Below are 21,867 nucleotides of genomic sequence, written 5' to 3'. Positions count from 1 at the left end.
CGGGAGGACCCGGTGACGCTGCTGGCGATCCCGTTCGGCCTGGTGATCGGGCTGATCGTCGGGACCGTCGGGGGCGGCGGCGCGATCCTCGCCCTCCCCGTCCTGGTCTACGTCCTCGGCGAGCACGTCACGCCCGCCTCGACCGCGTCCCTGATCGTCGTCGCGCTCGCCGCCTCGGTCGGTGCGGGCGCGCCGGCGCGCGGCGGCAACGTCTGCTGGCGCCTGGCGATCCTGTTCTCGCTCCCCGCCGCCGCCGGATCGCTCCTCGGCACGATCCTGAACCAGGAGGTCAGCGGCCCGGCGCTGATCCTCGCCTTCGTGCCCGTGATGGCGATCGCCGGGATCATGACCTGGAGGCGCGCGTGCTCCGAGCAGGCCGGCGACGAGCTTCCCTGCCCCGACGTGCCCCTCGGCAAGCTGCTGGTCGCGGGTGGCCTGGTCGGTCTGCTGACCGGGTTCTTCGGCGTCGGCGGCGGGTTCGTGATCGTCCCGGTGCTCACGCTCTGGTTCGGCATGAGCTTCCGTCGCGCCGTCGGAACGTCGCTGGTGATCATCACGCTCACCGGCCTCGCCGCCCTGGCCAGCCACGTCGTCACCGGCACCACCCTGGACGTCCCGATCACCGCCGCGCTGGCCGGCGGCACGATGGTCGGCGCCCTGATCGGCAGCCTGGTCGGCAGCCGGCTCCCGCAACGCGCCCTCGGCCAGGGCTTCGCCCTCGTCGTCGGCGCCGTCGCGATCTTCCTCCTGATCGACACCCTCGCCCTGGGCGGGCCTCCGGGCAGCTGAGCCGGACCCAGACCCCGACCCCGACCCCGGAGGTTCCCGCATGAGCACCACCACGACCACCCACGGCATCGCGGAGCAGCAGGCGCTCATGATCGAGCAGCTGCGCACCGTCCACGCGATGAAGGCGGCCGCCCTGCGGATGTTCGACCCGATGCTCCGGGCGGTGGAGGCCGAGCAGCGGAACCCGGACATGGCGGAGGTCGTCGACCTCCTGGACAACATGCTGGGCGCGTTCGGCGAGCACCGCACGCAGACCGCGGCGCACGAGCGGGCGCTCCTCCGGCGGCTCGAGCAGCTCGACCGGCGACCGCTCGGCCGCCTCGCACGCGGCGCCGCGGCGGCCGGCGCGGCGGCGCGCGCGAGGCTCGGCGCGATCGGCGGGCAGAACCACGGCGCCAACGCCCGCGACGCGTTCGTCTACGAACACCTCGAGATCGCGCTGCTCGAGCTCCTCGAGCGCCTCGCCACCCGCGCCGGCGACGTCGAGACCGCCCGCGTCGCGCACGCGTGCCTGGTCGACGACCGGGCGATGGCCGCGAAGATCACCCGGAACTGGGAGAACGTCTTGAGCCTCGCCCTCGCCTCGAAGCGGATCCCGTCCCGGCGGCCCGACGACGGATGACCCGCCGGTCCGCGGCACCCCACCGTCCCTCGAGGTCGTGGAGGGACGGGACGCGTGCGCCGGCCGGGGCCGCGTCGCTCAGCCGTACGTCTGCACGTGCTCCTTCGCGAAGTCGAAGTAGTCGCGGTTGAAGCAGAACTCGCACCAGCCGGTGCCCTTCGTTCCGTCGATGTCGAGGGTGACCGCCGCCTCGTTGAGGTAGACGCCGGGGACGAACGTCAGCTGGGTGTTCGCGAACGCCTCGCAGGTGACCGTCGCGGTGCGGCCGGCGTCGTCGGTGACCTTCGCCGTGAACGACGTCTGCAGCATCTCGTCGTTGAAGACGAACTCGGTGTCGAAGCCGACGAGGTGGTGCAGCTCGCCGTCGCGCCACAGGAACCCGCGGACCTCGGTGCGCCCGAAGGACTGCATCTCGAACGCGTGGATCGAGCAGTCCTCCGTGATGGCGTGGAACCACTTGTAGTGCTGGTTCAGGCCCCAGACCCGCGGGCCCCAGGAGTGGTCGCGGACGAGGTGGCTCTCCCCCGGCTCGTACGACTTCCCGTCGACGGTGAGCTCGTCGACGACGAAGCGACCGTGCTGCTCCGTGCGGTCGTCCCCGTAGTACGGCGGGTTGCCGTCGGGGTGCAGGCTGAACGCGTACGGCGGGTGGAGCGCGGTGTAGTGCCCGGAGAGGTGGATCCGCTCGCCGTGCCAGGCGATGTCGACCTGCTCGTGCGGCTGCTTCACCGACATGGTCAGCGGACCGGTCCTCCAGTCCTCGAAGCCCAGCTCCGGCGGGACCTGCTGCTGGATCTCCTCGTGGATCGGCTCCGCGAGCCCCGGGCCGAACAGGGTCGCGCGGCCCTTCGCCGTCCCGTCGCTGAGGACGGTCGGGTAGATGAAACCGGCCATCCCGATGTCGGGGAAGATCACCATGTGGGCGAGCGACTCGCGGCAGCCCTCCCGCATCTCGTGGCGGTACGCGTGCTCCGCGGGGAAGTCCTTGGCGGCCTGGGTGAGGGTGGTGGCGGACGTCGACATGGCCCGACGCTACCTCCGCCGATCGGCCCCGATCGCACGGGTCCCCGGCCACGGCTGGGGAGGCCGACAGTCGCCGGAAGACGGTGCCCCGCGTGATCGTGCCGCGGCCCTGCGGGTACCCGGAGGCCATGTCCGTCCTCGAAGTCCCTCTGCCGGTCGAGCCGACGACCGACCCGGACCCGGCGCCCGACCTGCCGCCGCTCGATCCGGACACGCCGGTCCCGGACTTCCCGCCCGAGCCCGGACCCGCCCCGGATCCGGACCTGCCGCCGGATCCGGACCTGCCGCCGGACCCGGACCTGCCGCCCGACCCCGACCTGCCGCCGGACCCGGAGATCCCGGGGGCGCAGGAGTCCTGAGCCCGGCGCGACCGCCGCTCCCCGGGGCCGCTCCCGACGTACGACGCGACGCCGGGCATCACCCCGCCCGCCCTCACGGGCGGCACGACCGGACGGGCCTGACACGCTCTCCGTGGAACGCGCCGACCGGTGCCGTTCCGGTCCGCGTCGTCACCGCCCCTCCCGGTCGGTGACGTGCGGCACCCCACCAGCGCCCCGAGGATCTCCCGTGTCGACCACCGCCGCCCTCCAGCTCGCCTCCGCCGGCAGCGCCTTCGCGCCCGCCGTCATCGAGCGCCGCGACCTGCGTCCCGACGACGTCCGCATCGACATCGCGTTCGCCGGCATCTGCCACACCGACCTGCACTACGGCCACGACGAGCGCGGCTCGTCGATCTTCCCGATGGTCCCCGGTCACGAGATCGCGGGCACGATCGCCGAGGTCGGCCCCGAGGTGGAGGGCTTCGCCGTCGGCGATCGCGTCGGCGTGGGCTGCATCTTCAACAGCTGCGGCGAGTGCCGGTACTGCGAGGACGACCTCGAGCAGTACTGCTCCAAGGGCATGGTCATGACCTACTCGACGAAGGACTACGACGGGTCGATCACGAAGGGCGGGTACAGCCGGTCGATCACGATCCAGTCGCGGTACGTCGTGCGGATCCCGGACGAGATCGGGCTCGACGAGGCCGCGCCGCTGCTCTGCGCGGGCATCACGATGTACTCGCCGCTGCGCCACTGGAAGGCCGGGGCGGGCTCGAAGGTCGCCGTCGTCGGGCTCGGCGGCCTCGGCCACGTCGGTGTGAAGCTCGCGGCCGCGATGGGCGCGGAGGTCACGGTGCTGTCGCGCACGCTCGCGAAGGAGGCCGACGCCCGGCGCTTCGGGGCGACCACCGCCCACGCCACGAACGACCCGCGCACGTTCGAGCGCCTCGCCGGCACGTTCGACCTGATCCTCAACACCGTCTCCGCCGGCATCGACACCGACGCGTTCGTCGGGATGCTCGCCGTCGACGGGACCCTCGTGACGGTCGGGCTCCCCGACGGCCCGACCACGCTGAACTCCGTGTACCTGCTGGCCGGCCGCAAGAGCCTGTCGGGCACCGGCATCGGCGGCATCAGGGAGACCCAGGAGATGCTCGACTTCTGCGCCGAGCACGACGTCCGGCCGGAGATCGAGCGCATCGACGCCGACCCGGCCCAGGTCGCCACGGCGTGGGAGCGGATCGCCGACGGCAGCGCGCGGTACCGCGTGGTGATCGACACGGCGCAGCTGGACGGCTGAGCGCCCGCCGAGGCGCGCCCGCCGAGGCGGGCCCGCCCGGCGGTGCACCGTGACGGATGACGCACCGCGGGCGACGCGTCCGACGTCGGGCGCCGCGCCGGCGCCCCGTAGCCTCGGCGCATGATCGAACGCCGCCCGCCGACCGGCCTCAGCACCGCACCGCCCGTCCGCCGGCGGCTCGCCCGCGTCGCCGTCGCGATCGCCGGGACCGTCGCGCTGACCGCGCCGGGGGCCGCCTCCGCCGCCTCGGCCCCGTGCCCGAGGACCGGCAGCACCCTCGCCACGAGCCGCACCGACGACGGGTCGTCGCGGATCTGGCGGACGCACGGGCGGACCTACGGCTGCACGACGATCGGGAACGCGTCCGGCCGGCCCGACACGCGGCTGCTGAGCCGGAGGCCGGTCGGCCGGATCCGCCTCGACGGGCAGACCGCCGCGTGGACCCAGCACGCGACGGGCACGCCGGCGCGCGCCCGCCGCGTCTCGGCGATCGACCTCACCAGCGGCGCCCGGTTCCTCGATCGGCGCAAGGCGCTCCCCGCCGAGGACGCCGAGGGGTCCCGCGACCGCGAGGGCTCGGTCGACCAGCTGCGCGTCCTGCGCGGGAACGTCGTGGGCTGGATCGCCGACGGGTCGACGGTCGTCATCGGCGTCGACGATCCCGACGACGTGGGGATCGCCGGCGAGGACGAGGCCACCGGCGCGATCTATCTCTCCGGCTCCGGGACGGCCGACGGGTACGCCGGCGTCGCGCGGCGCTACCCGTCGACCCCCGCCGGGGACCGCAGCCTCCGCACCTCGCTGTCGATCGCGACCGAGGAGAACATCGACGACGACGACGAGGGGCGCTACCGGACGACGTGGTCGTGGTCCCCCGACGGCACGACGACGGTCCGCGCCGAGATGACCGGGACCCACTAGCCCCGGACCGCCGGGCCGCGGGGCGCGCCCCGATGGCGCGGGTCCCCGGCGGCGCGCGTCGCCCCGGCCGTCCGGGCGCTGCCCGCGCCCCGCGGCCCCGCACCCGTCGCCGCCGACGGCTAGCGTCCCGGCTCCATGGCCCGCCCGCGTCCCACCGTCGACGAGCTCGAGGCCGGCCTGCTGGCCGGCGACCGGGCGATCCTCTCGCGCGCGATCACCCTGGCCGAGAGCCGCCTGCAGTCCGACCGGACCCTCGCGCAGGAGGTCATGGCACGCCTCCTGCCGAGGACCGGCGCGGCGCGGCGGATCGGGCTGACCGGCGTCCCCGGGGCCGGCAAGTCGACGACGATCGAGGCGCTCGGCGTCTGGCTCGTCGAGCGGGGCCACAAGGTCGCGGTGCTCGCGATCGACCCGTCGTCGACCCGGCAGGGCGGCAGCATCCTCGGCGACAAGACCCGCATGCAGGGGCTGTCGGTCCTCGACGACGCGTTCATCCGGCCGTCCCCCACGTCGGGCGTGCTCGGTGGCGTCGCGCGGCGGACGCGCGAGGCGATGGTGCTCTGCGAGGCCGCGGGCTTCGACGTGATCATCGTCGAGTCCGTCGGCGTCGGGCAGAGCGAGGCCGAGCTCGCGGACCTCGTCGACTGCGTGATGCTGCTGCTCGTCCCCGGTGCGGGCGACGAGCTGCAGGGCATCAAGCGCGGCATCGTCGAGGTCGCGGACCTGATCGTCGTGAACAAGGCCGACGGCGACGCCGTGCGGGCCGCCAAGCGCGCCGCCGGCGACTACCGCCACGCCCTGCGGATGCTCCCCGAGGCCACACCGGGCTGGAAGACCCCGGTCCTCACCGCGAGCGCCGCCGAGGGGATCGGCCTGGCGGAGATGTGGGACACCGTCGAGCAGCACCGCTCGAACATGGAGGCGTCCGGCCAGCTCGAGCGCCGCCGCGCCGACCAGCAGCTCGGCTGGCTGGGGCAGCAGGTCGAGGAGGTCGTCCTCGCGGCCTTCCACGGCCGGCCGGGCGTGAAGGACGCGCTGTCCGAGGCCCGCGACGCCGTCACGAACGCGACCGCGACGGTCCCGCAGGCCGCGGCGCGGGTGCTCGAGGCCGGCTTCGGGGCGGACGCGCCGACGGTGCAGTAACGCGACCCGCTCAGCCGGGCGGCCGGTCCCGGTCCGTGCCGACCACCGCCCCGTCGTCGACCAGCCCCGAGAGCCGGTCGAGGGCCTCGGCGCTCCGGCTGCCCGGCTCCGCCTGGTAGACGACGAGCTGCCGGCCCGGCGCGCTCCGGACGTCGAAGGTCTCGAACGCCAGGCGCAGCCGGCCGACCTGCGGGTGGTGCAGGAGCTTCGCGTCGCGGCGCTTGACGCCGACGTCGTGCGCGGCCCAGAGCGACGCGAACGCCGGGCTGCCCGCGGCGACCTCGTCGACGAGCTCCCGGAGCCGCGGGTCGCCGGGCGCGGCGGCGGCACGCAACGACGCGACCGTCGAGCGGGCCGCGACGTCCCACTCGACGTAGAAGTCCGCGGCGGCCGGGTCGAGGAACAGCATCCGGACGAGGTTCCGCGGCGCCGCGAACCCGGCGAAGAGCGCGTCGCCGAGGGCGTTGGCGGCGAGGACGCCGAGGACGTCGTCGAGGATCAGCGCCGGCGTCGCGGGCCAGGCGTCGAGCAGCATCAGGAGCTCGGGCGCCACCGTCGTCCCGCGCGGTGCCGCGAGCACCGGCGCCGCGAGCCCGGCCAGGCCGTAGAGGTGCGCGCGCCCGTCGGCGTCGAGCGCCAGGGCCTCCGCGAGCCCGTCGAGGACGCCCGCGGAGGGGTGCAGCTCGCGACCCTGCTCGAGCCGCGTGTAGTAGTCGGAGCTCACGGCGGCGCGGACCGCGACCTCCTCGCGCCGGAGGCCGGCGACCCGGCGGGGTCCCGCGGAGCGCAGGCCGAGGTCCTCGGGCCGCAGCGCGGCGCGCCGGGCCACGAGGAAGTCGCCGAGAGCGGAGGGCATCACCCGGATCCTATGCCCGCCGACGAGACGCTCCCTGGCCCTGTCGCACCCAGGGGACCGCCGACCATTCACAGCGGCGCGGGACCGCGGCACCCTCGGTCCATGACCACCGAGAAGACCGTCCTCATCACCGGCGCCAGCAGCGGGATCGGCGCCGCCACCGCCCGCGTCCTCGCCGAGGCCGGGCACCGCGTCGTCCTCGGCGCGCGGCGCACCGACCGGCTCGACGCCCTCGTCGCGGAACTCCGCGAGGGCGGCGCGACCGCATCGGCGCGCCGCCTCGACGTCACCGACGCGGCCGACGTCGTCGCCTTCGTCGAGGCCGCGCGCGACGAGCACGGCCGGGTCGACGTCCTTATCAACAACGCGGGCGTCATGCCGCTCTCGCCGCTGGAGTCGCTGCTCGTCGACCAGTGGGACGCGATGATCGACGTCAACCTCCGCGGGCTCCTGCACGGCATCGCCGCGGCGCTGCCGGTGATGCGGGCGCAGGGCTCGGGGCAGCTGATCACGGTCGCGTCGATCGGCGCCCACCTGGTGGTGCCGACGTCCGCCGTCTACTCGGCCACGAAGTTCGCCGCCTGGGCCGTCACCGAGGGCCTGCGGCAGGAGGTCGGCGACCGCATCCGCGTGACCACGATCTCGCCCGGCGTCACCGAGTCGGAGCTCGCGTCGACGATCACGGACCCCGACGCCGCGGCCGCCATGGTCGAGTACCGCCGGGACGCCCTCCCCGCGTCCGCCGTCGCCCGCGCGATCGCCTACGCCATCGACCAGCCCGACGACGTCGACGTCAACGAGATCGTCGTGCGACCGACGGCGCAGGTGTAGGGGGCGGCCGGCCGTCGGGCGCGCGGGTCGGGCAGCGTCGTCGGCCCCGTCGGCTCGCGCCCGACCCGGCGGTGGCGGGCGCTCCTATGGTGTCCGCATGGGGACCGTCCCGCTCCGCGTCTACGTCGACGCCTACGTCGCCCGCGCCCGCCGTGCGCAGGTGGCGGGCCAGACGCTCGTCGACGGGCCCGCCGCCCACGGCCTCCTGCCGGACCGGGACGGGGTGCCGCTGCGCCTGCTCGTGACCGACGACGCGGCGCTCGACCTGCTCGCCGCCCGCCTCCCGTCAGCGGGCGCCGGGAAGCTCAAGGTGCTCGACGCCGCCCCGCGGTGCCTCGACCTCGTGACCTCCCACCCGTACTGGGGCCGGAGCGCCGTCAGCACCGAGACGATCATGGGCGCCGGGGACCTGACGGCGCTGCCCGACGGACCGCTCCCGGCCGGACTGACGCTGCGCGGGATCCGGCGGCGCGACGACGACGCGACCGGCCCGACGACGGACGATGAGGCCTCGCCGGACCTCGTCCCCCTCGACGACGCGATCGCCCTCGTGCTGCGCGCCGAGCCCGACATCCCGGTGTCGGCCGCCGCGCTCGCCGACGAGCTGCGGTCGCTGCCCGCGGCGGTCCGCCTGTTCGCGGCCGTCGACGCGGGCGGCACCGTCCGGGCGACGTCCGGCTCCGCGGTGTTCGGGATCCAGGCCGACGTCCTCTTCGTCGACACCGACCCGGCGTGGCGCGGGCGGGGGATCGGCGCCGCGATGACCGCCGCGGCGCTGCGGGACGCGACCGCCCGCGGCGCGCGCATCGCGCTCCTCGACGCCACCGACGCCGGCGCGGGGATCTACCGGCGGCTCGGCTTCGCGCCCCTGGGCCGGACGACGCGGTTCGACCGGTTCGCGCACGACCGGACGTAGGCCACGGACGTCGGCGACGCCGGGCGAGGCATGCGGCGGTGCGCCCGGCCGCCCCGGCGCGCATCGCCGGGACACCGCGTGCCCGCCGCGTCCCGGCCGCCCCGCACCCCGGCCCGCCGCACCCCGGCCCGCCCGCGTGGCGCGTCCGCCGCCGTTCGTGAGAACCGTCCGAGAGTTCACCGGATACCGACTCGGGCCCGCCCGCCGCGCGCTAGCGTCGCTGTCCGTCGTCGTCCCCCGACCGAGGTCCGTCCCCCATGGTCCCCACGCGTTCCCCGGTCGTCCCGCCGGTGCAGGACCCGCACCGTCCGGTGACGCGCGTCCGACCGGTCGCGGGCTCGCGGCCCCGTCGCGCGGCGGGGCGGGACCGGTCCGCGGGAGTGCCGGGCCCCCGCGCTCTCGCAGGCATCCCCCGGCCCGTCGCGACCCCGGGGGTCCGATGCGGCTGATCTGGCGCGACGCCTGGTTCTGGCGCGGCGGGTTCGCCGACCACGAGATCGCCTACACGCCGGTCCTGGCCGACGCGACGTCGGGCCCGATCGACGCGCCCGCACTCGAGCACTGGCCGGTGCTGAGCACCCCGGCCGAGGCCGCGTGGGCGGTGCACCGCGTGGAGCCCGGCCTCGGGATGGACGCGCTGGTCGCCGTCGGTGCCGCCCACATGGCGCTCGTCGCCCGGACGGGCGGGTACCACGCGGTCCTGCCGCCGGACTGCCCGGACGTCCGCGAGCTGTTCGGCACGTACCGCGCGGGGGCCACGGATCCGGTCTGCTTCGACGAGGCGCTCGCGCTGCTCGACCGCGCCGGCGTGGTCGACCACCGTCCCGAGGGCCTGGCCCTGCTCCGCGCGCCCGCCACCCCGGCGCGCGACCTCCCGACGCTCCGCGCGGCGCTGGACGCCCGCGACCTCGAGGCCTCCGACGACCCCGCCCACCGCGCGACCGCCGACGCATGGCTGCGGCAGGCCTCGGGGCTCCGGCGACGGCGCTACCGCGAGCTCGCGGCCTTCGGGCGGCTGACGGCGACCGTCGCCCTGGACCCGCCGCCCGCCGACGACCCGACCGGCGAGCTCGCGGTCGGCCGGACGACGCTGCCCCCGGTGCGCGGCGGCGACATGGTCGAGCGCGAGCACCTGCACCCGGCCCGCAGCCTCCTGTCGCTGCGCTCCCTGACGTTCGACCGCGCCGACGCCGACGGCACCCCGCTCCTGACCGCCGACTACGAGATCGCCGCCCTGCTGCTGGTCGGGCGCGGGGCCACCGCCATGCGCCGGGTCTCCCGGGCGACGTGCCTCTGGCTGCTGCTCGCCGAGGCCTCCGGCGGCATGGTCGGCCACGTCGACCGCTCGCTGCGGAGCCTGGCGCGCGACGCCGCCGCGGTCTGCGGGCTGGCGGAGGGCACCGACTTCCGGCACCAGGCCCGGACGCTCCTCGGCGACCTCGAGCGCGCCGGCGCCGTGAGCCGCGAGGACGACGGCACGATCCGCGTCCTGCGGCCGCCCGGCCCGACCGACGAGGCCGTCCGCGAGACCCTGGCCGAGCTGATCGCCTGGCGCGCCACATCCGAGGACCCGCTCCACGGCGCGGCGCTCCCGACCGAGCACCTCGAGCGCCGCGTCCGCGACATGTGGGTCCGACTGCTGGAGGAGGGCCGGGTCACCATGACGGTCAGGCCGGCGACCGTCGAGGCCCTCGACGCGCACAGCCGGGTGGCCGTGGCCTGACGGCGGTGGTGAGGGCCGGCCCGGGGTCGGTGTCGGTTCGTTCGGTCCGGCTTGACGGAGGACCATCGGGTCCGTGGGCCGGCCCGGGGTCGGTGTCGGTTCGTTCGGTCCGGCTTGACGGAGGACCATCGGGTTCGCGGGGCGGTGGGGTCGGTGTCGGTTCGTCGGGTCCGGCTTGACGGAGGAGCATCGGGTTCGCGGGGCGGACCCCTGGTTCGATCCGGCCCGTCCCTCCCACCCCCTGGTTGGAACCTGCACCCACCCGACCACCGGCCCGCACCTAGCCTCGGAGCCATGGCCACCGCGACTCCCGCCCCCACCCGGACGCCCACCGCGGGAGCGCCGCCGTCGACCGCCACGCCGGCCCCGGGGCCGTCCGGCCCGGACGCCGCCACCCTCGGCCCGCCCGACGTCGCCGAGTCGACCGTCCCCCGCGCGCTGATCGCCAGCGACAGCGCGATCCTCCTGGCCGGCATCCGCGTCGCGCTCGCGACGGAGGAGTGGCCGATCGCCGGCGCCACGCGCAGCCTCAGCGCCCTGCGCACCCAGGCCGACCGCTGTCGCGCCGACGTCCTCGTCGTCGCGCCCTCGACGTCGCCGACGCCCGAGCTGCGCGAGGAGGTCGCCGCCGCGTCGCGCAACACCGTCGTCCTGCTCTGGGGCGCCGGCGTCCGGGTCCACGGGCACGAGCCGCTCGGGGACCAGCGCTGCATCTACCTGTCGTTCGAGGCCGCGCCGAGCCTCCTCACCGACGCGCTGCGCGAGGTCGACGCCGACGACGTGGTCGGCGCCCGGACGACCACGACGATCGTCGGCGAGTCCGGGATGCTCTCCGCCCGCGAGGGCGAGGTCCTCTCCGCCGTCGCCACCGGCGCGTCGAACCCCGAGGTCGCCGAGCGCCTGTTCGTCACGCAGGAGACCGTGAAGAGCCACCTGCGCCGGATCTACGCCAAGCTCGGTGTCTGCAGCCGCTCCGAGGCCGTCGCGTTCTACTACGGCCACTGCTCCGCCGGCCCCGAGCGCGCCGAGCCGCTCGTGCACCGGGCGGCCTGACGCCCGGCCGCCGGTCGCCCGGGCCGACGACCGTCCGTCGCCCGCCCGTTCCGCGGACCGCCGGCTGCTCAGACCGTCAGCCCGGCCTCCCACTGGGCCGCCAGCGCGTCGACGATCGCCGGCGCGACGCGCTCGCGGTCGGCGAGGTGCTCGACGAGGACCGCCTGCGTCGACCACGCCAGCGCGAACGCCCGGGCCTTCGCCGTCGCCTTCGGGGTGCCCGGCGTGGCGCGCTCGATCCAGGCGGCGATCCGCTGCTCGAACCGGGCGTGCAGCGCCTTCCACCGCTCGCGGATCTCCGGGTCGTACGTCGCGGCTTCGGCGAGCAGCAGCACCGCGCCGCGGTGCCGGCCGAAGACCGCGGCGACGCCGTCGATCGTCGGCCGCACCGTCGCGATGTCGTCGCCGTCGAGCCAGTCGTCGACGCGCTCCCCGAGGTCCTGCTCGAACCGCTCGGCGACCGCCACGGCCAGCGCCCGCTTGTCCGTGAAGTACGCGTAGAAGCTGGCCCGCGAGAAGCCGGCCGACGTCGCCAGGCCCGCGATCGAGACGTCGCTGTAGCTCTCACCCTCCGCCACCGCGCGCTCGGCCGCGTCGAGGAACGCGGCGTGTCCCTGGCGCCGGGCCTCGGCGGCCTTCGAGGTCGTTCGTGCCAGCGGCATCGACCCAGGATACCCCGCCGCTGGTCGGAACGACTACACGCAATGACTTGACACGGAGTCTAGCGCCGGGGTAGCTTCGTCCCATGTCGACCCTCGACCGCACCGACATCGACCTCGGCGACCACGCCCTCTGGACCGCCGGACCGCCCTACGAGCTGTTCGACCGGATCCGCCAGGAGCCGGGCGTCCACTACAGCCGCAACGACCACTGGCCGGAGGAGGACGGCTTCTACTCGCTCGTCCGCGCCGCCGACGTCGCCCAGGCGTCGCGCGACCTCAAGACGTTCTCGTCGGAGAAGCGCGGCATCTTCGTCGTCGACGACATCGGCGTGCCGCTCGACATCCAGCGGCTGCAGATGATCTCGATGGACCCGCCGCGCCACGACCGCATGAAGAAGCTCGTCGGCAAGGCGTTCACGCCCGGCCGGATCGCGGCCCACGAGGACGCGACGCGGAAGATCGTCTGCGACGTGCTGGACCGCTTCGTCGGACAGGAGAAGGTCGATCTGGCCGTCGACATCGCCCGCCCGGTCCCGGCCCGCGTGATCGGCTCGCTGCTCGGCACGCCCGAGGAGGACGACGCGAAGCTCGTGCACTGGACCAACGTCATCACCGCGTGGGAGGACCCGGAGGTCCGTGCGCAGTGGGGCGAGACGATCGACGAGTTCCAGGAGATCGTCGCCTACATCGAGGCCGTCCGGCAGGACCGCGCCGAGCACCTCGGGAACGACCTCCTGTCCGCCCTCCTGACGGCGGAGGTCGACGGGGAGCAACTGGAGCCGCACGAGATCGCGACGTTCTTCATCCTGCTGCTCGCGGCCGGCAACGACTCGACCCGTGCCACCTACGTCGCGACGATGCGCGCGCTGATCGAGCACCCCGAGCAGCGGCAGCTGCTGCTCGACGACCCGTCGCTCATCCCCCAGGCCGTCGAGGAGGGCCTGCGCTGCTTCCCGGCCTTCGGCTTCATGGGCCGCGCGACGACGCAGGAGGTCGAGATCGGCGGCGAGACGATCCCGGAGGGCTCGCGTGTCCTGCTCTGGTACCTCGCGTCGAACCGCGACCCCGAGGTCTTCGAGGACCCGCACCGCTTCGACGTCACGCGCGAGGGCCTCGACAAGCACCAAGCGTTCGGTGCCGGTGGACGGCACTTCTGCCTCGGCACGGCGCTGGCCCGCCTCGAGCTCCGCATCTGGATCGAGGAGACCCTGAAGCGCTGGCCGGCGATGGAGCTCGACGGCCCCGGCACGCGGATGGAGTCGCTGTTCCTGAACCAGTGGAAGCGGAGCCCGGTGACGCTGGGGTGAGCGACGCGGACGCGCCGGTCCGCGGCGATCGCTGCCCGGCGGAGTTCCCGTGCGTCGCCGGCCGGACGCGGCCGCGGCGTAGCCTCCGGAGCACGATGCAGCCCCGACCGGTCCTGTACGTCGACGTCGGCTCGCCGTTCGCCTACCTGGCGGCCGAGCGCGCCACCGGGGTGCTGGGGCGGGCCCCGGAGCTGCGGCCGATCCTGCTCGGCGGCCTGTTCCGGCTGAACGGCCGCTCGTCGTGGGCCGGCGGCGACCCGGAGCCCCGCCGCGCCGGGATGGAGGACATCGAGGCCCGCGCGGTGCGCTACGGCCTGCCGCCGATGCGGTGGCCCGATCCGTGGCCGGGGAACTACCTCGTGCCGATGCTGGCGGTCCAGGCGGCGCGGCTCGACGATCCCGCCGCCGGCGACGCGCTCCTCCTCGCCGGCTTCCGGCGGATGTTCGTGCGCGGCGAGGACCTCGGGCGCGAGGAGGTCCTGCGGGCCGCGTGCGCCGACGCGGACCTCGACGCCGACCCGCTGCTGCGGGCCGCCACGACCCGCCCGGTCAAGAACGCCCTCCGCGAGGCGACCGGCGCCGCGCACGAGCGCGGGGTGATCGGCGTGCCGACGCTCGAGGTCGACGGGCGGCTGCTGTGGGGCGACGACCGATTGGAGGAGGGGGCGTCGTGAGCGCGGAGGACGCCGACCCGCGCGCCAGGTACACCGGGTACGTCGTCGCCGAGGCCGGCCGGTTGGGGAGCGGCAGCCGGATCGACGTTGCCGCCCACCCCCCGACGATCACGTCCGTGGAGTACGAGCTCGATCCGTACGAGCGCGCCGACCTGGTCTCGTGCGGGCCCGTGTTCCTCGTCAGCGACCGCCTCGCGTCCCGCCTCGCCGCCTCCGGCCTGACCGGCTTCGACCTCGTCGAGGCCGACGTGCTCCCCGCGCCGCGGGAGGAGCTCGACGACGAGTTCGCGGACGACGATCCGCTGCCGGACGACGCGCCCGAGCGGTACCGCTGGATCCGGCAGACGCCCGCGGAACATCCCGACCTCGTGCTGCACCCATCCGGCTCCATCGAGGTCTCCGCCGAGCTGTTGCACGTCCTGCGGACCGCGGACCTCACCGGCTCGGAGGTCGACCCCGAACCCGACGCGCCGCGCGAGCGACCGCCCGAGCCGCCTGAGCGCCTGACCGGATGGGTCTCGTTCCACGGAGCGATGACGGGGGAGCTCCCGCTCGTCGACGCGATCATCGACGAGACCGGCGACCGGGACGACTTCGCCACCATGTCCGCCGGGCTCGCGTGGGCACGGGCACGGACGGAGACCGTCGTCGCCCAGACCGACGGAGAGCGCTTCAGCGCGGGCGTACAGCGGATCCCGGAACTTCCGGTGCTCACCGACGAGGTGCTCCGCCGGGTCGACGCAGAGATCGTCGCGACACGTCGGCGGACCTTCGAGGAATCCCTCGTCCACGCGGCACCCCGCCCCTGGTACCTCGTGATCCTGTCCCCCGACACGAACCTCGACCTCGTGGACGCGGAGCGACTGGTGCGCGGGCTGCCGGACGTCCATCGCCTCGAGCGCCGATCCCATCGCGACGGCGACGTCCTCTGGGTGATCGGGACCGAGGGACGATCCGAGCGGGACGTCCAGGCCGTCGAGGGTCGGATCGCGCGGGCGCTCTGGCCCGACGAGCGACTGGGGAGCACGGTCGGCGAGGGGTTCTTCACGTTCGGGTCCGGGGAGCAGCAGCGCATCGGCCTGCTCGAGCACCTCGGGGACTGCGACCTGCTCTCCGGCTGACCCGGTCAGCGGCTGCGGTGCGCACCGGGTGTAGCCTGCGCGCGTCCTATCCTTCGTCCCAGGACGGTGAGGTCGTTGTCCGACACCAGGTCCTTCCGGCGAGCGGCGCTCGTCGGGGCGCTCGCGTCCGTGTCCGCCCTGGCCGGTTCCGCGCCGGTCCCGGCGGTCCCCGCTCCGATCGTCCCAGTCGTGCACGGGTCGGACGTCGGCCTGTCGACGACGGGAACGACCGCTTCCGTGGCGATCCGGTTCGTGACCGTCGCCCTCGACACGCGGAACGGCCTTTGGCGGACGACGGTGCACTTCGCCCAGCCGCAGACCACCGGCCACGGGAACGAGCTGTCGCTGGCGCTGCAGTTCCACGATCCCGACCGGCCGCCGGGCACACCCGCGCCGCCGGTCGCGACGGTGACGGTGCGTCCGCGCCCGGACGATGCCCGTCCCACGTACGGGTACGTCTCGGACGCGACGCCTCCGGCCACCGAGCAGGTGTTCACGGCGTCGCCGATCGCCCCGACCGCCACCTTCGACCGGACGAGGACCGTCCTGACCGTCCGGGTGCTCGACCCGGCGCTCGCAGGGCGCCCCCGTCCCGACGTCGTCCAGGGGTCGCTGCATCCGGTCGGTGATCGGAGCCGCGAGTACGGCTCGTTCCAGGCGTTCATGGGACCGCGGGCTCCGCGCGCGACGATCGACCCGGCGAACACGCACCTGGTCGCCTCCCCCTCCGGGCGCCTGACGGTCCGCCTCGACCCCCTGCCGTCGGCGGCCACGCAGGACGTCGTCGTCTTCCTGCCCGGCGGGTACGCCCTCGCGACCGCGAACCTCCCCGCCGCGGCGTTCCGTCACCACACGGTGGCGCTGCGCATCGACGCGGACCGGCTGTACCGCGTCCGGCGCGGCGGCGGCCCGCACCGCGCGGTGCTTCGCATCCTCACCGAGCAGACCTTCGGCCGGTCCTCGGTGGGCCTCCGCCACGTGACGATCCGCCGGCGGTGAGCCGTGCGAGCCTCGGCGGCGGCTCGCGATCGGTCGTCGGCTCCCACCTCGACCTGGAACCCGTCACGTTGTCGGCCCGCCCACCTCACGGATCCGCGGCGTCCATGACCTCCGAGGTCCTTGCGCCGCGGTGGCCACCCGCGGCAGGCTGTCGCCCATGGCCACCTACGCCGACGACCTCTCCCCCGGGCACCGGTTCACCTTCGGTCGGCACCCCGTCCACGAGGACGAGATCCTCGCGTTCGCGCGGCAGTGGGACCCGATCGTCATCCACACCGATCCGGACGCCGCGCGCGAGCGGGGTCTCCCCGGGGTGATCGCCAGCGGCCTCCACACCCTCGGGATCTACCAGCGGTTCATCGTCGAGGCGCTCTGGTCGGACGCTGCGGGCGGCGTCGGCCGGTCGTTCGAGATCCGGTTCCGACGACCCGTCCATCCGGGGACGACGCTGACCGGGCACGCGACGGTCCGGACGGTCACCCCGCGCCCCGAGCGCGGCGACGCCCTCGTCGTCATCGACGGCGAGCTCCGCGACGACGACGGGCAGGTCGTCCTCGCGATCGTGGGCGACGCGGTCCTCCCGCTGCGTCCGGCGGCCTGACGGCCGGCCGGGGGCGGACCCCCCGTTCGGGCTGCCGTCGGTTCATCCCTCGGGCGGGACCTCACCCTCCTTCGGAGAGGAATCGCCCGACGTACGAATCCGTGACGGGTGTCACGGGCGCTTCTGGGGCAGCGGTAGTTCGGGGCGCAACGAGCGTCCCGCCGTCCCCTTCCCAGGAGAGAGCACACCCCATGTCCTCACGTACGAGCTTCATCACCCGCGGTCGTCTGTCGGCCGTCGTCGTCGGTGCCGTCGCGGCCGCCGGCATCACCGCCGGGACCGCGGGCGCGGCCGGCGCGCAGTCGCTGAAGGGCAACATCACCGCCGGCGGCATCAAGGTCTCGTTCGACGCCAAGCGCGCCGCCGGTGCGAAGGCGCAGAGCGCGACGGGCACGTTCAAGGCCAAGGGCAGCCCCGTCGCCGCGATGGGCCTCCCGGAGGAGGTCGGCTCGATCGAGCTCAACGGCCCGATCACCTGCCTGGAGACGCACGGCCAGGACGCGAGCTTCTACTACCCGTTCGACACGACCTCCACGGCCGGTGCGCTCTTGGGCAACAGCGGCTCGGGGATGATCGTGTCGCTGAAGAAGGAGAGCGCGACGCGCTACAAGATGGGCTTCACCCCGATGCTCTCCGCGTTCGTCCCGATGGTCGGCTGCGACTCCTCCGTCACCCCGCTCTTCGTCACCAGCGGCGGCTGGCAGACCGGCAAGTAGCACCCGGTGGTGGCGCGGTCCGGCGACGGGCCGCGCACCGGGACCAGCCCCGCACCGCACCTGGGGCTGCACATTCCTGTCACACGTTCCCCGCTCGCGCAAAGTAGGGGTGATGGCGAGACCGGTCGACGACGACGAGCTGCGGCGGCGCGCGGCGCAGGGGGACGACGACGCCTTCGCGGCGTTCTACCGCCGCCACCTGCCGGTGGTCATCGGGTTCCACCTGCGGCGGACCGGCCGGCCCGAGTTCGCGTTCGACCTGGCGGCCGAGACGTTCGCCGCGGTGATCGTGGCGCTGCCGACGTTCCGGCCGGGCGACGGCTCAGCGGTCGCGTGGCTTTTCGGGATCGCCCACAACAAACTGCGGCACAGCCTGCGCCGGGGCCGGGTCGAGGCCGAGGCCCGGCAGCGCCTGCGCCACGAGCCGATCGTCCTGGAGGACGACGCGCTCGCCCGCATCGAGGACCTCGGCACCCAGACCACCGAGCACGACCTGCGGGCCGCCCTGGCCGACCTGCCCGACGACCAGCGCGACCTGCTGCTGGCCCGCGTCGTCGACGAGCGGCCCTATGCGGAGCTCGCCCGCGAGCTGGCGTGCTCCGAGGCGGTCGTCCGCCAGCGCGTGCACCGCGGTCTCCGACTTCTCCGCTCCCGTCTGGAGGGCAGGGCATGAACGAGTTCGACCGTCTCGAGCAGCAGCTGCGCACGAGCACCAGGAGGCTCGATCCGGACGGCGCGCCGGGCCGCCCGCCGTGGTGGCGCCGGCCGCTCGGCCTGACCGCGATCGCGCTCCCCGTCACCGTCGTGGCCGGCGTCGCGGGGGCGTCGGCGATCATCGACCGGTCGGACGCGAACAAGCGGGCGGACGTCGTCGTCCGGCGCGTCGTCGACGCCACGAGCCGCGCTCCCGCCTGCGAGCGGGCGCTCCCAAGGGGCACGCCGTCCCACCGGTTCAGCGCCTCGCGGCCGCGTCCGGAGCTCCTGCGGATACTGCCGACCCTGGCGCGACCGACGTCCGACCGGGTGCCGTCCGCCGCGATGCGGAACGCCTGGATCACCGCGGGCGACGCGGCCATCCTGCGCGGCTCGCTGCGCTGGTCGGTGTTCCCCGACGGGACCCGGGTGCTGCTCTTCGTGACCGAGGGCGGACTGCACCTGAAGGATGCCGACGCGTGCCGGGCGGCACGCCTGGAGCGGCTGGGCGACCTGCCGGATCTCGACGCGGCGGTCCGCGACCGGGCGGAGGAGGTGCTCCGCACCCGACCCGACACGGACCCGAAGGCGCAGGTGTACTGGTCGCAGCACAACGGTGGCGCGAGCGGGTCGCCGGTGCAGCCCGGTCACCCGATCTCGACGCGCCGCGACTTCTCGTACGGCGACGGCTTCCGCGGCATCGCCCACCCGCGTGCCGTCAGCGTCCGGGTGCAGCGCGTCCGTCCCGGTCCGCACCCCAGGGTCTGGCGCGGCGAGGGCGCGTTCCGCGCGCGGGTCCCGGTCGTCTCGGGGATCTACGCGTTCAAGGGCCGCGGCGGCACCAGCGGCCGCTTCCGGATCGTCCAGTACGACCGCGCGGGGACGGTCGTGCGGCGGGTGGTGCTGCCGTAGGGCGTGTCCCCGGAGGCGTATGTGCGACGGGGCCGTCGCGGAGCACCGGGAACGTCCGGTCCGTGGCGGCCCCTCGACCCTGCCGGTCCCGCGGTCGCTCTCGCGGACCTCACGAGCAGGGCGCCCCCGGGTGCGTCGGCCGCGCCCCCGCCGGGGCATAGGGCGCCGCCGTCCGGAAGGCGCTGACGACGACGTGCGCCGGGCCCTCGAGGCGGTTCCCGGTGAGCCACGCGAGGGCGGCATGCCTCCCGCCCGTCGCCAGGCTGAAGTTCCGTGCGACCTGGACGGGGAGGACCCGCGGCGTCGCGAACGACGTTCCGTCGGGTGCACGGACGGCGACCTCCAGGCGCGACGGATCGCCCTCGGAGTCGCGCCAGGCCGCGATCACCGTGCCGTCGCGCAGGGTGCCGGCGGTCGGGTCCAGCGCGATCTGGCCGGGCGTCGACAGGCGCTCCGCCGTGATCCCCGCGTCGAACGGGACGAGCGGGCCGGCGCCGACGATGCTCGCCGAGACGTCGTCGCAGTCGGTGTCGCTCTGGTGGCCGGAGGCGGTCACCGCGAGGGGCGTCCCGTCCGCGAGCTGGACGACGGGCCCGAAGGCGGCGTCCTTCGCGGCGCGCGGCAGGCCGAGCGGCGCGTCGAACGTCCCGTCGGCACGCCGGCGGACGATCCGGGTGGTGGCGTCGTCGCCCTGTCCCCCGGTGGCGAACGAGACGAGCAGGTCGCGACCGCTCTGCAGCCCGATCTCGGAGTCGATCGTGGTGTCCGGCGAGAAGGCCGTCGGTGCCGCGAAGGCGTCGGTCCCCGGGGCCATGAGGCGCAGGACGGGCCGGCGCTCGGTGGAGAACCGGCTGCTGCCGACGGGGTCCGTCCACGCGACCGCGACGGTGCCGTCGTCGGCCGATGCCAGGTCGACCGACGGGAACGCGGAGGTCCGGATCGTCGCGAGTGCCCGCCACCCGACGAGCGTGCCCGACGGACGCAGGACGCCGCTGCGCAGCGCGCGGCGTCCCGCCCCGCTGCGGCGCAGCACCACCACCGCGAGCGTCCCGTCGGCGCGTGGCGTCGTCAGGAGCTCCGGGGCGTCCTTCGCCGGCATCGTGGTGACGACGCGCATCGGCCCGAAGCCGCCGGACGGCGACGCGAACGCGCAGCCGAGCGCCACGCGCCTGCGGCGCGACTCGACGCGCCGCAGGCACAGTGCGAACCGGCCGCCGGGCAGCGCGGTCAGGTCGACGCCCTCGACGTCGACCGCGGCCGGCGCCGCCGCCCGCACGGTCGTCGGACGGCCCAGTCGCGCGGGGCTCGGTCCGATCGCGGCTACGTACCGCGGGTGACGGAGCGCCCGGTCGCGCTGGAGCCAGACCACGGCGGTGCGGCCGGTCGACGCGACCGCGATGGACGGCTCGTCGGCGGTCTGGCCGACGGGCGACAGGGTGCGCGGCGCGCCGAAGCCGGCGGCTCCGGCCGGGGTGGCGCACGCCGCGGCGGCGAGCGTCGCGGCACCGGCGACGAGCAGCCGACCCGTCCGCCGGGGTCCGAGGGACGTCCCGTCCGGCACCGGTGGCGCGGGGTCGAGGTGGGCGATGTCGGCGCGGGGCGCGGTGGACGAGGACATGGTGCTCCGGGACGTGGACGGTGCTGATGGAACCCGACCGCGACGCGAACGATGCGGACCGCGGGTCGGGCGTCCGGCGGACCGCCCTGATCGGGTCGCCTCGGCGACCGGGGACTACGCTGTCGCCATGCGTGCGTGCTCGGTCCCGAGGGCAGGTCTCGTGCCCCTGATCGCCCTGGCGCTCGGGGTCGCGGTGACCATCGCGGTCGTCGCCGGCCTCCTCGGCGCGTTCGACGGGTCGGACGACGCTCCCGCCCGGCCGGAGCCGCGCGCCACGGCCCCCGCGACGCCGGCCGCGGCCCCGATGACCTCCCCCGCCGGTCACGTGTTCCGCTCGGTGTCGGTGCAGCGGCGCGGACGTCCGATGCCGCTGTTCCGGGGCACCCGCATCTCGCTGGTGGTCGACGACCGGACGATCCAGGCGCGGGCGGCGTGCAACGGCATGGGCGGCAGGGTCCGCGTGACCCCCACGCGCCTCCGCATCGGTGCGGTGCTCCAGACCCAGATGCTCTGCGGACCCGCGGACAACTCCAGGCAGGACGACCTCCTCGGGTCGTTCCTCCAGGGCGACCCCACGTGGCGCGTCCGCGGCGACCGGCTCGCCCTCTCGCGGGGCTCCACGACGATCACGCTGCGGCGCGACGACCTCCCGCCCCCGCTGCCGCGCACGAACCCGGCCCGGCCGCAGGACCTCGTCGACGCGTCGCTCGGCACGGGCGAGTTCCGGACGTGGCCGTGGGGGCTCCCCGGCACCTGGAGCGGTCCGTTCGTCGCGGTCGACGTCGTGGAGCGCGACGGTGGGACGCTCCTGACGATGCACGGGAGGTGCCGGCAGCTCGAGGCGCCGGTGACGATCTACGCGAGCACGCTCACCGTCGGGGCGCCACGCGCCACGGACGCGGCCTGCCGACAGGAGGGCGACGACCGGACCCTCGACGACGTCCGCCCGTTCTTCGGCGGCGAGGTCCAGTGGCATCTCGAGGGCGGGAGGCTGACGCTGCAGCGCGGCCGCGCGAACCTGCGGCTCGACGCGGGGTGATCGCCGCTGGCGGATCCCGCGTACAGCG

23 protein-coding genes are annotated in these 21,867 nt (G+C 75.2%); 19 read left to right on the top strand and 4 right to left on the bottom strand.

The window, feature by feature from the left end:
• Window positions 1-12 precede the first annotated feature (12 nt).
• Together PATMI_RS0106740 and PATMI_RS34050 are read left to right on the top strand one after the other, a co-directional pair.
• The gene (locus PATMI_RS0106740) at window positions 13-789 is read left to right on the top strand and encodes a sulfite exporter TauE/SafE family protein (protein WP_026910323.1); all 777 of its coding nucleotides are present in this window, start codon (window positions 13-15) and stop codon (window positions 787-789) included.
• A 40-nt stretch (window positions 790-829) separates the two neighbouring features.
• Window positions 830-1,411 (top strand): DUF892 family protein, encoded by a 582-nt coding sequence (locus tag PATMI_RS34050; RefSeq protein WP_026910322.1) that lies wholly within the window; start codon window positions 830-832, stop codon window positions 1,409-1,411.
• A 78-nt stretch (window positions 1,412-1,489) separates the two neighbouring features.
• On the opposite strand, the gene PATMI_RS0106730 is transcribed toward PATMI_RS34050, so the two are convergent.
• The gene (locus PATMI_RS0106730; protein WP_026910321.1) at window positions 1,490-2,434 is read right to left on the bottom strand and encodes a DUF7064 domain-containing protein; all 945 of its coding nucleotides are present in this window, start codon (window positions 2,432-2,434) and stop codon (window positions 1,490-1,492) included.
• A 128-nt stretch (window positions 2,435-2,562) separates the two neighbouring features.
• Here PATMI_RS0106730 and PATMI_RS0106725 point away from each other — a divergent pair, with 128 nt between their 5' ends.
• The 4 genes from PATMI_RS0106725 to meaB all read left to right on the top strand — a co-directional run bounded on the left by PATMI_RS0106725 (window position 2,563) and on the right by meaB (window position 6,118).
• Complete coding sequence (locus tag PATMI_RS0106725; RefSeq protein ID WP_157260651.1) at window positions 2,563-2,793, top strand: hypothetical protein; 231 nt, start codon at window positions 2,563-2,565, stop codon at window positions 2,791-2,793.
• Between the two features lie 208 nt (window positions 2,794-3,001).
• Window positions 3,002-4,054, top strand: a complete 1,053-nt coding sequence (locus PATMI_RS0106720) for an NAD(P)-dependent alcohol dehydrogenase (RefSeq protein WP_026910319.1) — start codon at window positions 3,002-3,004, stop codon at window positions 4,052-4,054.
• Window positions 4,055-4,174: 120 nt separating this feature from the next.
• Window positions 4,175-4,975 carry a hypothetical protein gene (locus PATMI_RS0106715; RefSeq protein ID WP_026910318.1) on the top strand — a complete coding sequence of 267 codons (801 nt, stop codon included), beginning with the start codon at window positions 4,175-4,177 and terminating at the stop codon, window positions 4,973-4,975.
• A 135-nt stretch (window positions 4,976-5,110) separates the two neighbouring features.
• Window positions 5,111-6,118, top strand: coding sequence for a methylmalonyl Co-A mutase-associated GTPase MeaB (gene meaB / locus PATMI_RS0106710; RefSeq protein WP_026910317.1), 1,008 nt, complete (start codon window positions 5,111-5,113; stop codon window positions 6,116-6,118).
• 10 nt (window positions 6,119-6,128) lie between these two features.
• Here meaB and PATMI_RS0106705 read toward each other — a convergent pair whose 3' ends face one another.
• The gene (locus PATMI_RS0106705) at window positions 6,129-6,974 is read right to left on the bottom strand and encodes a helix-turn-helix transcriptional regulator (RefSeq protein WP_036725385.1); all 846 of its coding nucleotides are present in this window, start codon (window positions 6,972-6,974) and stop codon (window positions 6,129-6,131) included.
• A 102-nt stretch (window positions 6,975-7,076) separates the two neighbouring features.
• Between PATMI_RS0106705 and PATMI_RS0106700 the strand changes: the two genes are divergently transcribed.
• The 4 genes from PATMI_RS0106700 (at window position 7,077) to PATMI_RS38160 (ending at window position 11,497) form a co-directional block, all read left to right on the top strand.
• Window positions 7,077-7,805 carry an SDR family oxidoreductase gene (locus PATMI_RS0106700; RefSeq protein WP_026910315.1) on the top strand — a complete coding sequence of 243 codons (729 nt, stop codon included), beginning with the start codon at window positions 7,077-7,079 and terminating at the stop codon, window positions 7,803-7,805.
• Window positions 7,806-7,902: 97 nt separating this feature from the next.
• Entirely contained in the window at window positions 7,903-8,721 is an 819-nt protein-coding gene (locus PATMI_RS28035; protein ID WP_036725382.1) for a GNAT family N-acetyltransferase, read from the top strand.
• A gap of 439 nt (window positions 8,722-9,160) precedes the next feature.
• Window positions 9,161-10,444 carry a hypothetical protein gene (locus tag PATMI_RS0106690; RefSeq protein WP_026910314.1) on the top strand — a complete coding sequence of 428 codons (1,284 nt, stop codon included), beginning with the start codon at window positions 9,161-9,163 and terminating at the stop codon, window positions 10,442-10,444.
• 294 nt (window positions 10,445-10,738) lie between these two features.
• On the top strand, window positions 10,739-11,497 hold the full coding sequence (locus tag PATMI_RS38160) for a helix-turn-helix transcriptional regulator (RefSeq protein WP_051471149.1): 759 nt from the start codon (window positions 10,739-10,741) through the stop codon (window positions 11,495-11,497).
• 68 nt (window positions 11,498-11,565) lie between these two features.
• Here PATMI_RS38160 and PATMI_RS34040 read toward each other — a convergent pair whose 3' ends face one another.
• Complete coding sequence (locus PATMI_RS34040) at window positions 11,566-12,159, bottom strand: TetR/AcrR family transcriptional regulator (protein WP_026910313.1); 594 nt, start codon at window positions 12,157-12,159, stop codon at window positions 11,566-11,568.
• A gap of 83 nt (window positions 12,160-12,242) precedes the next feature.
• Here PATMI_RS34040 and PATMI_RS0106675 point away from each other — a divergent pair, with 83 nt between their 5' ends.
• From PATMI_RS0106675 to PATMI_RS0106640, 8 genes are all read left to right on the top strand, one after another.
• Window positions 12,243-13,466 carry a cytochrome P450 gene (locus PATMI_RS0106675; RefSeq protein WP_026910312.1) on the top strand — a complete coding sequence of 408 codons (1,224 nt, stop codon included), beginning with the start codon at window positions 12,243-12,245 and terminating at the stop codon, window positions 13,464-13,466.
• Between the two features lie 95 nt (window positions 13,467-13,561).
• Window positions 13,562-14,140, top strand: a complete 579-nt coding sequence (locus PATMI_RS0106670) for a DsbA family protein (RefSeq protein WP_026910311.1) — start codon at window positions 13,562-13,564, stop codon at window positions 14,138-14,140.
• Window positions 14,137-15,261 carry a hypothetical protein gene (locus tag PATMI_RS0106665; RefSeq protein ID WP_026910310.1) on the top strand — a complete coding sequence of 375 codons (1,125 nt, stop codon included), beginning with the start codon at window positions 14,137-14,139 and terminating at the stop codon, window positions 15,259-15,261. The genes PATMI_RS0106670 and PATMI_RS0106665 overlap by 4 nt, the downstream gene beginning before the upstream one ends.
• Window positions 15,262-15,450: 189 nt before the next feature.
• On the top strand, window positions 15,451-16,260 hold the full coding sequence (locus PATMI_RS0106660) for a hypothetical protein (protein ID WP_157260650.1): 810 nt from the start codon (window positions 15,451-15,453) through the stop codon (window positions 16,258-16,260).
• 157 nt (window positions 16,261-16,417) lie between these two features.
• Complete coding sequence (locus PATMI_RS0106655) at window positions 16,418-16,861, top strand: MaoC/PaaZ C-terminal domain-containing protein (protein WP_036725377.1); 444 nt, start codon at window positions 16,418-16,420, stop codon at window positions 16,859-16,861.
• Between the two features lie 191 nt (window positions 16,862-17,052).
• Window positions 17,053-17,577: a hypothetical protein gene (locus PATMI_RS0106650; RefSeq protein ID WP_026910307.1), complete on the top strand. Its 525-nt coding sequence runs from the start codon at window positions 17,053-17,055 to the stop codon at window positions 17,575-17,577.
• A gap of 112 nt (window positions 17,578-17,689) precedes the next feature.
• Window positions 17,690-18,250, top strand: coding sequence for an RNA polymerase sigma factor (locus tag PATMI_RS0106645; RefSeq protein ID WP_051471148.1), 561 nt, complete (start codon window positions 17,690-17,692; stop codon window positions 18,248-18,250).
• A complete protein-coding gene (locus tag PATMI_RS0106640; protein ID WP_026910305.1) occupies window positions 18,247-19,182 on the top strand; it encodes a hypothetical protein in 936 nt (311 codons plus the stop codon). The genes PATMI_RS0106645 and PATMI_RS0106640 overlap by 4 nt, the downstream gene beginning before the upstream one ends.
• Window positions 19,183-19,291: 109 nt before the next feature.
• Here PATMI_RS0106640 and PATMI_RS36510 read toward each other — a convergent pair whose 3' ends face one another.
• Window positions 19,292-20,800 carry a hypothetical protein gene (locus PATMI_RS36510; protein WP_026910304.1) on the bottom strand — a complete coding sequence of 503 codons (1,509 nt, stop codon included), beginning with the start codon at window positions 20,798-20,800 and terminating at the stop codon, window positions 19,292-19,294.
• A 160-nt stretch (window positions 20,801-20,960) separates the two neighbouring features.
• Between PATMI_RS36510 and PATMI_RS0106630 the strand changes: the two genes are divergently transcribed.
• On the top strand, window positions 20,961-21,839 hold the full coding sequence (locus tag PATMI_RS0106630; protein ID WP_026910303.1) for an META domain-containing protein: 879 nt from the start codon (window positions 20,961-20,963) through the stop codon (window positions 21,837-21,839).
• Window positions 21,840-21,867 lie beyond the last annotated feature (28 nt).

Origin of the sequence: Patulibacter minatonensis DSM 18081, from assembly GCF_000519325.1 — a bacterium.
GTDB lineage: Bacteria > Actinomycetota > Thermoleophilia > Solirubrobacterales > Solirubrobacteraceae > Patulibacter > Patulibacter minatonensis.
Note: the sequence above shows the minus strand (reverse complement) of the source record. Positions and strands in the feature narration are given on the sequence as shown.